Genomic DNA, 13,450 nt, shown 5'->3' with positions numbered 1-13,450 from the left:
AGACCGTCTTTTTATCATGTCCGACATCAACTGCGGCAGCTATGCCCGCGGGCAAATCTGGTACGGGTATTTTTTGGCGAGCATTGTTGCTGGCCCCACTCTTACTTACCGGATGTACTGATAATCCAGCCAGTAGCCGTTTTTCACAAGCAGTGCAGTTGGTCATACCGGAAACGAAAATCGTTGATTATCGGACCTTATCCTGCGATGTGCTGTGGGATCTTGATGATAAAGAGACACTGGAGAACTCCCTGTACTGGCTACGGGCAATGGACTGTGCAGAGCGTATGGGGTCTACTCAAGCGCGAGCATTAGCGAAGTCATTGCCGGTAGTGGCATGGCCTTCGGCCTTCAAGCAGGGCATTTTAGTCAGCAGTGCCGAGCCTACAATGGCGGAACGTCGTCAAGTGGTTGAGCGTTTGAACAGTTATAGCCAAAGCGTCCCTGGCGCGGTGCGCCCACTGATTCAGCTATGGCGTGAGCAACAGGTGCTGCGCATCTCTCTGGCAGAAGAGCGCATTCGCTACCAGCGCTTACAGGACGAATCGGACACCCAGATTGATCGCCTGCGAGAAAGCCAGGTCCGGTTGCAATATAACTTACTGGATACTACCCGTAAGCTGGAAAACCTGACTGATATCGAACGGCAGCTTTCATCACGCAAGCAGTTGCAGAATGAAATTCCAGAAACGGATGTGGATAGCAAACCAGCCGTCGTGCCGAAACCGCTAGAAGCTAAACCACAGCCCAAAGTTGAGCCAGCTAAACCGGTTGAAGCCAAACCAACTGAAGCTAAACCGGTTGAAGCTAAACCGACCGAAACTAAACCGGTTGAAGCCAAACCGACCGAAGCTAAACCGGTTGAAGCTAAACCGACCGAAGCTAAACCGGTTGAAGCTAAACCGGTTGAAGCTAAACCCGTTGAAACCAAACCGGCAGAAACCAAGCCGACAGCGCCTCAAGCTGATACTAAACCGGCCCCACAATCGGTAGAAAAACCGGCTGATACTTATACTCCGCCAGTGGTACCACCAACGGATGTACCACCTGCCACCAATAAGGAATCTCATGACGCCACGCAAACCGGCCAATCTACTGCTGGTTGATGACGACCCCAGCTTACTTAAGTTACTGGGGATGCGTTTAACCAGCGAAGGGTTTAATGTCACCACGGCTGAAAGCGGCCAGGAAGCATTGCGTTTGTTAATGCGTGAAAAGATAGACTTGGTTATCAGTGACTTGCGTATGGATGAAATGGACGGCATGGCGCTGTTCGTCGAAATTCAGAAACATCAGCCAGGTATGCCAGTGATTATCCTGACCGCCCACGGCTCTATCCCTGATGCGGTGGCTGCCACCCAGCAAGGGGTGTTCAGTTTCCTGACCAAACCGGTTGATCGCGATGCTTTGTATAAAGCCATTGATGCAGCTTTAGAGCTTTCTATTCCTGCCGGTGATGATACCTGGCGTGAAGAGATAGTGACCCGCAGCCCGGTTATGTTGCGCCTGCTGGAGCAGGCCAAAATGGTGGCGCAATCTGACGTCAGTGTGCTGATTATCGGGCAAAGTGGAACCGGTAAAGAGGTTCTGGCGCAAGCTATCCATGCTGCCAGCCCTCGAGCGAAAAAAGCCTTTATTGCCATTAACTGTGGCGCATTGCCGGAGCAGTTATTGGAGTCAGAACTGTTTGGTCATGCCAAAGGTGCATTTACCGGTGCGGTCAGCAGCCGTGAAGGGCTATTTCAGGCCGCAGAAGGCGGCACGCTGTTTTTAGACGAAATCGGCGATATGCCGCTGTCTTTACAGGTGAAATTACTGCGAGTGCTGCAAGAACGCAAAGTACGGCCGCTGGGCAGTAACCGTGATTTAAGTATCGATGTGCGGGTCATTTCAGCCACCCACCGTGATTTGCCTAAAGCCATGGCAAAAAATGAATTCCGCGAAGATCTCTACTATCGTTTGAATGTGGTGAATCTGAAGATCCCGGCACTGCATGAGCGCTCAGAAGATATCCCGCTGCTGGCTAATCATCTGTTACGTGAATCAGCTAAGCGGCATAAGCCCTTTGTCCGCAGTTTCTCAACTGATGCTATGAAGCGGTTAATGACCGCCAGTTGGCCGGGTAACGTGCGTCAATTGGTCAACGTGATTGAACAATGTGTGGCACTCACCTCAGCTCCGGTCATTAGTGAAGCATTGGTTGAGCAGGCACTGGAAGGGGAAAACACGGCATTACCAACCTTTGTTGAAGCTCGTAATCAGTTCGAATTGAATTATTTGCGTAAGCTGCTACAAATCACCACCGGTAATGTGACCCAGGCTGCCCGGATGGCGGGGCGTAACCGTACCGAGTTTTACAAGTTATTGTCGCGCCATGAGCTGGATGCCAATGATTTTAAAGAATAACTTATACCCGTCATACTTCAAGCTGCATGTGCGTTGGCTGCTTTCGTTACTCGGCCCATCCATCGGCCTCGCCTCTACGAGGCCGCTGCAAGCAGCGTTCAAATCTGCTCCCGGCAGATTTGTCACCCGAATCATTGACTGGCGTCAACTCATCGGGATTTACTCGATTGCCGCCTTCCTGCAACTCGAATTATTTAGGTTATATATTATTTATCAATAAAATGTTAGCTACAGGCACACTGATAACCGAGTTTAAATACCCATGAGCAGAAAACTTTCCATTGCATTAGCCCAGTTGAATTGGCTGGTTGGCGATATTGAAGGCAACACTGAACGTATGTTGCAAACCTTAAATGAGCAGCAGAAGGCGGGTGCCTCACTGGTTATGTTCTCCGAGCTGGCTTTGTCCGGTTATCCGCCAGAAGACCTGCTGTATCGTGATGATTTTTATCAACGTTGTGAAGCGCAACTGGATCGTTTGCAGGCGGCAACGCAGCATACGGCGATACTGGTGGGGCATCCGTGGCGCGAAGAGGGCAACTTGTATAACGCATTGTCCCTGTTTGCTGATGGCAAATTGCTAGGGCGCTATTTTAAACAACAATTGCCTAACTACGGTGTGTTCGACGAAAAACGTTACTTCTCTGCCGGTCATGAAAGTTGTGTTGTGGAGCTGAACGGTTATCGTTTGGGGCTGCTTATCTGTGAAGATTTATGGTTCGATGGCCCGGTAGACGCCACTAAAGCTGCCGGTGCAGAGGTGATATTGTCGATCAATGCCTCGCCATATAACCGTGAAAAACCGTATATTCGTAAAACTCTGATGGCAGCACATTGCCAGCGTACCGGGTTGCCATTGGTCTATCTCAACCAGATTGGTGGGCAGGATGAACTGATTTTTGATGGTTGCTCCAAGGTATTCGATGCGGCGGGTAATATGACGCATCGTTTGGCGGCTTTTGCGGAACAGACCACCTTATTGCAATTGAATGAGTGCAATGTGGTCCCTATGACGGCCCCTGTCGCAGAGTTACCGCCATTAGCGCAAGTGTATGAAGCGCTGGTGTTGGCGGTGCGTGATTACGTGACCAAAAATGGGTTTAATGGCGCGGTGCTGGGCTTGTCCGGTGGGATTGACTCGGCGCTGACACTGGCGATTGCAGTTGATGCGCTGGGCAAAGATAAAGTCCAGGCATTGATGATGCCATTCCGCTACACCTTAGATATCAGTATTGCGGATGCTAAAGAAGAAGCTGAAATTCTCGGTATTGAATTTGATGTACTGTCCATCGAGCCGATGTTTGATGCTTTTATGGGCCAACTGGCACCGATGTTTGCCGGTACAGGGCGCGATACCACGGAAGAGAATCTACAGGCACGCTGCCGCGGTGTCGTATTGATGGCCTTGTCTAACAAGCGTCGCAGTATTGTATTAACTACCGGTAACAAAAGTGAAATGGCGGTGGGCTATGCCACGCTGTACGGTGATATGGCCGGTGGTTTTGATGTGTTGAAAGATGTGCCAAAGACCTTGGTGTTTAAACTGTCGGAATACCGTAATACCGTCTCTTATGTGATTCCACAGCGGGTGATTACTCGCCCGCCATCTGCTGAGCTGGCTCCTGATCAGAAAGATGAGGACAGTCTGCCACCTTATGATATTTTGGACGCTATTCTCGAAGGGTACGTCGAGCAGGATAAGTCGGTGGCTGATTTGGTCGCAGACGGTTTTGATGAAACTATCGTGCGTAAGGTCATTCGCCTGGTAGATATCAATGAATATAAGCGGCGTCAGTCGGCTGTCGGGCCACGTATTACTGCCCGCAATTTTGGTAAAGATAGACGCTATCCGATTACATCAGGCTTTGGCCGCAAGAATTGGTAAAACAGGGATTCACCATGAAAAAAATTGACGCGATTATTAAGCCATTCAAACTGGATGATGTCCGTGAGGCACTGGCTGAAGTCGGTATCACCGGGATGACAGTGACAGAAGTAAAAGGTTTTGGTCGCCAGAAAGGGCATACCGAACTGTACCGTGGCGCTGAGTATATGGTGGATTTCCTGCCAAAAGTAAAAATAGAAATTGTGGTTGCTGACGATATTGTCGATACCTGCGTTGAAGCGATTATGCAAACGGCCCAGACAGGTAAAATTGGCGACGGCAAAATCTTTGTCTTTGATGTCTCTCGTGTGGTGCGTATCCGCACCGGTGAGCAAGACGAAGAAGCGATTTAAATTCTGCATATTTAAGTCATCAATAAAAAGCCCGTTTCGTTTCCACGAACGGGCTTTTTTACTCTCTACGCAGCAACCCTGCAACGTCAAGTACCAAGGATTTATGCTGGAACAAATAACCCCAGCCAGTAGAACAGGTTCAACACGATACCGGCAAGAATCACCGCCACCACTGGTGCGGCAATCTTCATCACCGGGCGACCAATGGCTTCATTCAGGAAATATAAGGCGGTAGTGATAGTGAAACCGGTATAACCGGCCATCTTGATCGACGCAAAAATTGCCCCGATTAACAGCGCGTATTCCATCAGCAAGTTCATGGCGTTACGGATATTATCAGACGCATTACGTACTGACGGGAAGCGGCCTAACCATTTTCCGATGGAACGCAGCATTAGCACTTCCAGTGATATCACCACCGCGCCGATTATCCCTGCCAGTAAGGGGTTTGGAACCAGATAACCGACCACAAACACGAAAGTGAAACCTGCAACGGCATAAACACCGGTCGCCAGTGCCGTAGTAGCAATCAGCGGCACAAATCCGAGGCCACGCATAAACTCAGCCAGTGATGCCTGATGGATTAATGCCAATGACTCTTCCGGCGTGATACCCGGCGCGTAAGCTTTTGCCAGTGTATAAATTGATACTTCGCTACCACCAAAAATCTTCATACTGGCGACGGCTGAAATTAATCCACCCACTACCGCCAGCATCGGCAAGTTCTTAATAATTCGCTGGGTTCGTTCTTCAAATACCGAGTGTCCGCCACCACCTCCCAGGTGGGTTTTTGCCCGTAAGTCTTGGGCAATGGCAATGCCGATAAGCAGAATCATACCGACAAAAATTTCAATTGATTCAGGGAATAGCCCGGTGAAACGGGTAATCAGCAGACGGGTCAGCAGCACGATAAAGGCGGAAATAACCGCGGTCTTCCAGCCAAATTGGTAGAAAATAGCCACCAATGGGAATAGGGCAAAGGCGGATATCACCGGGCTACTCAATTCCCCCAGAGAACCGATAAAATTCACTGGTAATGAGGTGAGCGCAGTATTAACTGCCGGTAAGCTGGTAAGGGCCAAAATACCCCACGCAGCACCCAGAGCAAATGCCAGATAGCTATTGATTGCCAGCACACCAATGATGTCAGTCGGCAAAAACAGTAACCAGGAATTAAGTAAGCCGGTCGAGAGGGTAAATGAGATACCGACTGAGGCGATAAAACCTACACTCAGACCGAAAGCAATACTCCCCGCTTCACGGCGGCTCATATTCCCTTCAACCAACTGTGGCAAAATAGGGCGGATACCGTCATGAAACACGGCAACGGAACGGTGAGAAAGCAGCGCGGTCATCCCTGTCAGCAGAGCAACCACAACAATATGAATATAATCCACGGTGGTGTCCCCTTTAGCGCAACTGTGTAATCAGCAGTGGGATTGCATGTTCAATATGTTCGACGGATAAGCCAAATGCCACTTTGCCCTCAGTCACCAACTTCTCTATTTGCTCAGGTTTCGCCTTGATTCCAGGCTTGGCGATAGTGGCACTTTTGTTATAACCAATAATCGCGATAGCCATTGATAATGCCGCTCCGGCACCGGTGTTACAGGCACCGATATAATAGTCCAATTGGCCTTCTTTCACTTTGATAGCCGCATCCATGTCCGAGAGAATAAATGTCTCAAAGGTATTAGGTGCCGTCTGCTCAATCATTTCGCGTATTAACTCTCGTTGCAGCCCGGCAATGCCAATCTTCTTCATAATCACTTTCCTTGCGTGGCGAAAAATTTATTAGGATTGTGGCGCAACATCATTTCCACCTGAGCGTGGGAAATCCCTGCGGCCAGTAACATGGGAACAAACGAATCAACTAAGTAACTAAACCCGCTACCGCCATTGGCTTTTAAATGTGAGCGACGGGTGATATCCATCGACAACATGACTCTGTTCAGCAGCCCGCGTTCAGCCAACGCCACTAACATCGCGACCCTGCGTTGGTCCGGGAAATAACTATTTTTACCTATGGTGTCGAATTGAACATACACGCCCATCTCGATCATTTGCACAATAAGATCAGTTTGCTCTTTCAGGTCACAATGGCCGATAACGACGCGATCGAGCGGGACACCATGTTGTTTGAGTAGTGCAATTTGCTGCAATCCCATGGTACTGAAACTGGTATGGGTTGAGATGGGCAGGCCAGTTGCATGATGAGTCAGTGCTGCGGCATGAAACACTTTCTCCTCATCAGGGGTAATAACCCCTTCGCTGGTCCCTATCTCGGCAATGACGCCCGCTTTTAGTGCCGTGCCATCAATACCTGTCTCGATCTCATCAATCATGGTTTGTGCCAATTGCTGTGCGCTACTTTCACGCACCCTCGGCGGGTAAAAACTGTCAGTGTAATAACCGGTTGATGCGATGATATTTATGCCACTGTCACGCATCAGATTCAATAAAAACTGAGGGTTACGGCCCATGTATCGGTTGGTCACTTCGATGATGTTCAGCACCCCTTTACTCACCAGTTCACGCATTTCGTCACAGATCGGCTGATATTGATCGAGGCGACAGTCCAGATTATTTTTAAATCCAGACAAATCAATGTGGAGATGCTCGTGCGCGTAGGTGTATCCGTTAGGATTGATCATCGGGTAGGCTCCGAAGAAAGTCAGTGTGTAAGACTATCATGGGTATACATTAAATAAACTAACGTATTGGTCTGATGGCTTTTTTTATTGATTAACCCAGCCTATTACCCTGGCTGTCATAGCAGCCAAGAATGCGGGGAGTGCCACTTTGAATGCCATCTATCAAGACGACATCACTGCGAGTTACAAATATCTGGGAGCGGAAACACATAATAACCGGACTACCAACTGGGAACTGGCCCGCCAGACGCAGACAATAATCGATACTGTCATTATCAATCGGTAATACTGAGGATTGGCTAAATTGGTTATCGTGCCAAATTAACGCATTTTGCAAATGGCCACGGCGATAATAACCGCCGCCAAATACATAGCTATTATCAGCAAAATGATGGGAAATCTCGGACAGATATAGCATAGATATCTGTTCTGGCTGGTCGCCATGCTGATTGGTGGGCATGGTTCCGGTGAGCGCATGGCCGGGTTCGCTGTGTGTTATCCCTAATTGGGCCAACTCGGGGAGGGTGGTACAACTAGTTGCTGAGGGGGCATTTAGCTGTTCAATGGTGACACCTTCTGCTTGCAGGGTATTCCGTGCGGTCAATAAAGTTCGCATGTTGGCTGTTGGCAAAGTTTGCCGCAACTGGGGGTCATACACCATGCAAGGGAAATGCGTTATTCCAACCAATCGTACGCCCGGCATCTCTCGTAGAGCCGCAATGACAGCCGGTAAATGATGTAACTCGAATCCCGCTTCTTGCCCTGAATAGAGCAAATCTCCTGATTGGCAAACCTTCAACATTATGGGTTGGATAATATGTTGGCGATGCGCCGCCTGTGATATCTCCACTGCCTTCTCCAACGAGAAAACAGTAATGACCTCTGGCCGCTGGCGCACTATCTCCTCGACCATTGCTGAGGGCGGCTGCACTAAATGACCTACATGGGCGACAGGAATAGCATGGCGGTAGAGCTGCCGCGCCTCCTTAAAATCAACCGCGACCATTCCCTGAAAACCACATGCCAGCAGACGGCGGCATAGTTCAGGGTTACGCCCGAACTGTTTACTCATCAGATACAGTTTTATCTGGTACCGACTGGCGGTTTCAACCAGTAGACGGGCATTAGCCTCAGTTTGTTCGACGTCAATAACATAGCTGTCTGGATAAATTTCCCCCTGTTGCCAATATGATATAGCGGCATCGATTAATTTAGTATTTTGTTTTAAAAGGGTTTTTAAAAACATTTGATGTCCTAAGGGCGCCCGAGGCAGAATTATTTTGCTAAATTATTATTATTTTGAATATTTAGTGAAAAAAGACCCTGATGTTGTTTATTTAACGATACTCCCGCGAAGCCCATTTCAGCGCAGCGGAGGGACGTCACTAGAAAGGTATAGACCGTAAAGGTTCGCGAGTAAATATCCTATTTCGTTTTCTGTCGGTTTTAGTGAAAAATAGGCCAATAAATCCTGATTGATCTCACGGATATAGTGAATTTCTTCACTTTGGGTAATTTCCGCTAATATCGCCGGATCCAGGGCATGGATCTCTTCGCCCCGGCGGGTGCGCATTAATGCATTCGCCATATGGGTAATGGCCATCATGCCCTGCTCACCCCTAACCGGTAGCTGCCAAAAATTCTCTAAACGGTTGATAACTTGGTCTAAACCTTGACCAATATCGGTATCGATAACCCCTGATTGACACAGAATATTAAGACGCGCATCAATACAAATTTCCAAAGAGTTGGCCTCCTGAAAATGGCTTAGTTTGCAGCCAGGCAAATAATATTAATAGCGAGGCTCTATCTCGCCATTCTGTACTGCCCGCTGATGGTTAAGCAACAATGTCTCATTGATGCCTTTTTCCAGTAATAATTTGATCGGATGGTTATCTGGCCGGATGAGGATAACCGCCTGCGAAGCCTGAATATATCGCTCATCACCTTGTAATTTGATCGCCTGCAAGTGTTCATGAGGAATATCTTCGGCCAGATTCCAGATAGCAGCATCAATATCACCACGGTTAATATGTGCGATACAGTCACTATAAGGTAATTCAACCCGCTCAATGGGTTGGCCAGCAAATTTAATGTCAGTCAGCAAACATTGGTCAGGTGAGCGCGGGTCCAATCCTACCCGCTGGATTTTGTGCTGCTCACCAGGGCGGCAAATAAGCTGGTGGCCATCCACGTAAGAGCCATTACCCAGATTTAATGCCAGTGACACTTTCCCTTCGTTCAGATAACTTTTCGCTGCCAGATGCGACACGACGGCCATATCGTAGACACCATCTATCAGGCATTCGATACGCACTTCGGCCCCACGCATATGGGCAAAATAGAGCGGAAGTAGGGTGAATTGTTCTCTTAAGCCGCTGGCCAGGCCTTCATAAAGCTTGGTATAGGGCAGTGGCATGGCGCATACCATATTACCTAAATCAGCCTGTTGCAGTAACTGCGGCATATTCAGGTCAATAAGCAAGGTACCATTACGGCCTCGACGCTCAACGATGATAGCCCCATCAGCTTCCAGTACTTTTAATGCGTGCTGAACTACACCGACTGAGATACCGAAATCTTCTGATAATTCATCGATGGTTTTAAGTCGATTACCGGGGCGCTCACCAATTAAATAGCGCGCCATGGATACCAATGCCAACCCTTCTTTTTTTATGAATTTCTTACTCATGGTAGGTCAATTCAGCCTTATTTCACTCAGCAATAAATTCTATTACCGGGTAATAAATAGTAAGGGGATAATTGTAGCCACACTATTAATTTTAGTTGTATGGATAGCTAGACATTCATCCGAATGTCTCATCGTGGCAATATTAAGGTAGGATATATGAGATCTATATCACGTTCTACCAAATTTAAACGTAATAACCAGATGGTTTTTTTAGAACAGAAATAGAGGAGAGGCTGAGTAGCCTCTCGATGATAAATTCAATAGTTAGATGACTTTATGTGGGCCGAAACACTCATAATGTATATGCGCGGATGCTACCCCTTGCGCCAATAACTGGCGGCCAGCATATTGCATAAATGCCAGCGGGCCACAGAAATAATAATGTCTATTGGGATCGGCCGCCAGCCACTGATGTGAACTGAGATCCATCAGCCCTTGGCTGTGATAATCATCACCGGCACGGTCCTGAGCGGTGGGTTCGCGGTACCACACGTGGCGGCTAAGATTCGGCATATTCTGTGCAATAGTCGCGACTTCATCGGCAAACGCGTGTACCCGGCCATTTTCAGCGGCATGTAGCCAATGTATCGGCGCTGCATGTTGGTTATCATGAAGGGTATTGAGCATACTTAACATTGGCGTCTGGCCGACACCGGCAGAAATCAATGCAACAGGCGTTTCTGCTGAGATATCGAGAAAGAAATCGCCACGAGGGGGAGCGATACGTACACTATCTCCTTCGTGCAGTTGCTGGTGTAAATAGTTAGAAACTGTGCCTTGCTCTTCGCGTTTCACCGCAATACGGTAAGTCTTGCCATTGGGTGCCGCAGTCAGGGAGTATTGGCGGATTTCCTGATATTCAAGTTGTTCATCTTCAATATAAATTCCCAGATATTGCCCCGGTTTGAAATCCAATACCCGGCCACCGTCTTCCGGCGCTAACACAAAGCTGCAAATCACCTCGCTCTGCATCTCTTTTTTAATGATACGAAAACGGCGCAAGGTCCGCCAGCCACCGGTGCTGGCCTCTCCCTGCTGATAAATCTGACTTTCTCGCTGAATAAAAACATCTGCCAACACACCATAGGCCTTACCCCAGGCATCTAACACTTCCTGGCCGGGGGAGAACATCTCATCCAGAGTGCTGATCAGATGATGGCCGATAATGGCATAGTGCTCAGGTTGAATATTCAGGCTGGTATGTTTCTGAGCAATACGCTCAACAGCGGGCAGTAGTGCCGCCAAATTATCGATATTGGCTGCATAGGCGCAAATCGCATTAAACAGAGCTTCACGCTGATCGCCATTAAACTGATTACTCATATTGAAAATGTGCTTCAGCTCAGGATTGTGCTCAAACATGCGATCGTAAAAATGTGCAGTGAGTTTGGGGCCGGTGGCGGCAAGTAACGGAATGGTGGCCTGAACGGTAGCGATGGTTTGGTTATCTAGCATGGTGTGCTCCTTATTCCCGTGGTACTTGGCGTCACAGCGGTTTTGTTACTCGGCCCATCTACGAGCCTCGCTGTCACGCTAATTACTTTGGGTATTATAGTGTGTAAATCAATACATGTATTTTAAATGCATCTTATAGATTGCACCCTAATTTGTAAATGCAGATTCCACTTATAAGGGATTACCTTGACGTGTCAGCTCACAGAATGTGAAAAAAACACATGATGAATATGAGGATAATTCCGTTGCACTGGATGAAGTCTGAACAGGTCAAAGCCTTACGCAGTCTGAAGCCAATCGTTTGCGTAAAAACCTCTGTCAAGACCTATCTTAACGGGGGGGAAACAGTTTACACTGTGGGCTAGAACCCAAACGGGTAGCCCACTATACCCTTCGTACTTGAAGCTGCAGCGGTGTTCGCTGCTCTCACTCACCCGAATCACTGACGTGAGTCAGCTCATCGGGATTAATGAGCCTCAAAGAGGCTCACCCTGAGGGCTAGCATAAATGCTGTTCAAATCGGTCTTCAACCGATTTGTCGCTCATTGGTTGCCTAGCTGCACCTCCAATGACTTTGGGTATAGGTATAACTTGTTAGCTAAGTCAGGAGAGCCGGATGTTAAAGCGTGAAATGAACATTGCCGATTATGATGCAGATTTATGGCGTGCAATGGAGCAAGAAGTGGTGCGCCAGGAAGAGCACATTGAGCTGATTGCCTCTGAGAACTACACCAGCCCGCGTGTTATGCAGGCGCAAGGTTCTCAGTTGACGAATAAATATGCTGAAGGTTATCCAGGCAAACGTTACTACGGTGGCTGTGAGTATGTTGACGTTGTTGAGCAACTGGCCATTGACCGTGCTAAAGCGTTGTTCGGTGCCGATTACGCTAACGTTCAGCCACATTCCGGTTCTCAGGCAAACGTCTCTGTTTACTCTGCATTGCTGCAACCCGGTGATACTGTATTGGGGATGAACCTGGCCCATGGCGGCCACCTGACCCACGGCTCACCGGTTAACTTCTCCGGTAAACTGTACAATATCGTACCTTACGGTATCGATGAATCTGGTCAGATTGATTATGAAGATCTGGCGCGTCAGGCCGAAATTCATAAACCAAAAATGATTATCGGTGGCTTCTCTGCTTATTCCGGTATCGTTGATTGGGCAAAAATGCGTGAAATCGCTGATAGCATCGACGCATGGTTCTTTGTGGATATGGCTCACGTAGCAGGTCTGGTTGCTGCTGGCGTTTATCCTAACCCGGTCCCACATGCACATGTCGTTACCACGACCACGCACAAAACATTGGCTGGCCCACGTGGCGGTCTGATCTTGGCGAAAGGCGGTGATGAAGATCTGTATAAGAAACTGAACTCTTCTGTTTTCCCTGGTAACCAGGGTGGCCCATTGATGCATGTTATTGCCGGTAAAGCGGTAGCATTGAAAGAAGCCATGGAGCCTGAGTTCAAAATTTATCAGCAACAAGTAGTTAACAATGCCAAAGCGATGGTGTCAGTGTTCCAAGAGCGCGGCTATAAAGTGGTTTCTGGCGGTACTGAGAACCACCTGTTCCTGTTGGATCTGGTGGATAAAGATATCACCGGTAAAGACGCCGATGCCGCTTTGGGCCGTGCGAATATTACCGTGAACAAAAACAGCGTACCTAACGATCCGAGAAGTCCGTTTGTGACTTCAGGCGTGCGTATCGGTAGCCCAGCGATTACCCGCCGTGGCTTCAAAGAAGCGGAATCTCGCGAACTGGCTGGCTGGATGTGTGATGTGTTAGATAACATCAACGATGAAGCAACCATTGAGCGCGTGAAACAGAAAGTACTGGCTATCTGCGCCCGCTTACCGGTTTACGCATAATATTGCTGGATATCGTTAAGCTGTAATGAAAACCCGCGAATGCGGGTTTTTTTATATCTGATATTGATATCTGTAGCGTGAATGTAACGATGCGATAGCGGCCGCGCAATCTGTTGTTACTTTGTAAATCACCCT

12 protein-coding genes are annotated in these 13,450 nt (G+C 48.3%); 5 read left to right on the top strand and 7 right to left on the bottom strand.

From position 1 onward, the window contains the following. Positions 1-41 precede the first annotated feature (41 nt). The 4 genes from qseG (at position 42) to glnB (ending at position 4,644) form a co-directional block, all read left to right on the top strand. Positions 42-1,106 (top strand): two-component system QseEF-associated lipoprotein QseG, encoded by a 1,065-nt coding sequence (gene qseG / locus Q2T71_RS15530; RefSeq protein WP_372559940.1) that lies wholly within the window; start codon positions 42-44, stop codon positions 1,104-1,106. Then, entirely contained in the window at positions 1,069-2,406 is a 1,338-nt protein-coding gene (glrR, locus tag Q2T71_RS15525; protein WP_032907964.1) for a two-component system response regulator GlrR, read from the top strand. The genes qseG and glrR overlap by 38 nt, the downstream gene beginning before the upstream one ends. A 262-nt stretch (positions 2,407-2,668) precedes the next feature. Continuing rightward, positions 2,669-4,291: an NAD+ synthase gene (locus tag Q2T71_RS15520; RefSeq protein ID WP_372559687.1), complete on the top strand. Its 1,623-nt coding sequence runs from the start codon at positions 2,669-2,671 to the stop codon at positions 4,289-4,291. Positions 4,292-4,305: 14 nt separating this feature from the next. Next, positions 4,306-4,644, top strand: a complete 339-nt coding sequence (gene glnB / locus Q2T71_RS15515) for a nitrogen regulatory protein P-II (RefSeq protein WP_002231018.1) — start codon at positions 4,306-4,308, stop codon at positions 4,642-4,644. 101 nt (positions 4,645-4,745) lie between these two features. Here glnB and Q2T71_RS15510 read toward each other — a convergent pair whose 3' ends face one another. The 7 genes from Q2T71_RS15510 to hmpA all read right to left on the bottom strand — a co-directional run bounded on the left by Q2T71_RS15510 (position 4,746) and on the right by hmpA (position 11,445). Then, positions 4,746-6,041 carry a YhfT family protein gene (locus Q2T71_RS15510; RefSeq protein WP_083163153.1) on the bottom strand — a complete coding sequence of 432 codons (1,296 nt, stop codon included), beginning with the start codon at positions 6,039-6,041 and terminating at the stop codon, positions 4,746-4,748. A gap of 13 nt (positions 6,042-6,054) precedes the next feature. Beyond that, entirely contained in the window at positions 6,055-6,408 is a 354-nt protein-coding gene (locus Q2T71_RS15505; RefSeq protein WP_372559686.1) for a DUF2620 domain-containing protein, read from the bottom strand. Between the two features lie 2 nt (positions 6,409-6,410). Then, complete coding sequence (locus Q2T71_RS15500; protein WP_372559685.1) at positions 6,411-7,298, bottom strand: phosphotriesterase-related protein; 888 nt, start codon at positions 7,296-7,298, stop codon at positions 6,411-6,413. 91 nt (positions 7,299-7,389) lie between these two features. After that, on the bottom strand, positions 7,390-8,544 hold the full coding sequence (locus Q2T71_RS15495) for a YhfX family PLP-dependent enzyme (RefSeq protein ID WP_372559684.1): 1,155 nt from the start codon (positions 8,542-8,544) through the stop codon (positions 7,390-7,392). A gap of 117 nt (positions 8,545-8,661) precedes the next feature. Further along, positions 8,662-9,042, bottom strand: a complete 381-nt coding sequence (locus Q2T71_RS15490) for a PRD domain-containing protein (RefSeq protein WP_372559683.1) — start codon at positions 9,040-9,042, stop codon at positions 8,662-8,664. A 48-nt stretch (positions 9,043-9,090) separates the two neighbouring features. After that, the gene (yhfZ, locus tag Q2T71_RS15485; RefSeq protein ID WP_372559682.1) at positions 9,091-9,990 is read right to left on the bottom strand and encodes a GntR family transcriptional regulator YhfZ; all 900 of its coding nucleotides are present in this window, start codon (positions 9,988-9,990) and stop codon (positions 9,091-9,093) included. 264 nt (positions 9,991-10,254) lie between these two features. Next, the gene (gene hmpA / locus Q2T71_RS15480) at positions 10,255-11,445 is read right to left on the bottom strand and encodes an NO-inducible flavohemoprotein (protein ID WP_372559681.1); all 1,191 of its coding nucleotides are present in this window, start codon (positions 11,443-11,445) and stop codon (positions 10,255-10,257) included. A 616-nt stretch (positions 11,446-12,061) separates the two neighbouring features. On the opposite strand from hmpA, the gene glyA reads away from it, so the two are divergent. Beyond that, positions 12,062-13,315 carry a serine hydroxymethyltransferase gene (glyA, locus tag Q2T71_RS15475; protein WP_372559680.1) on the top strand — a complete coding sequence of 418 codons (1,254 nt, stop codon included), beginning with the start codon at positions 12,062-12,064 and terminating at the stop codon, positions 13,313-13,315. The last annotated feature ends 135 nt before the right edge of the window (positions 13,316-13,450 follow it).

This window comes from Yersinia sp. 1652 StPb PI, from assembly GCF_041538345.1.
Lineage (GTDB): Bacteria > Pseudomonadota > Gammaproteobacteria > Enterobacterales > Enterobacteriaceae > Yersinia > Yersinia enterocolitica_E.
The sequence above is the reverse complement of the archived record's forward strand: the minus strand, read 5'-3'. Positions and strand labels throughout refer to the sequence as shown.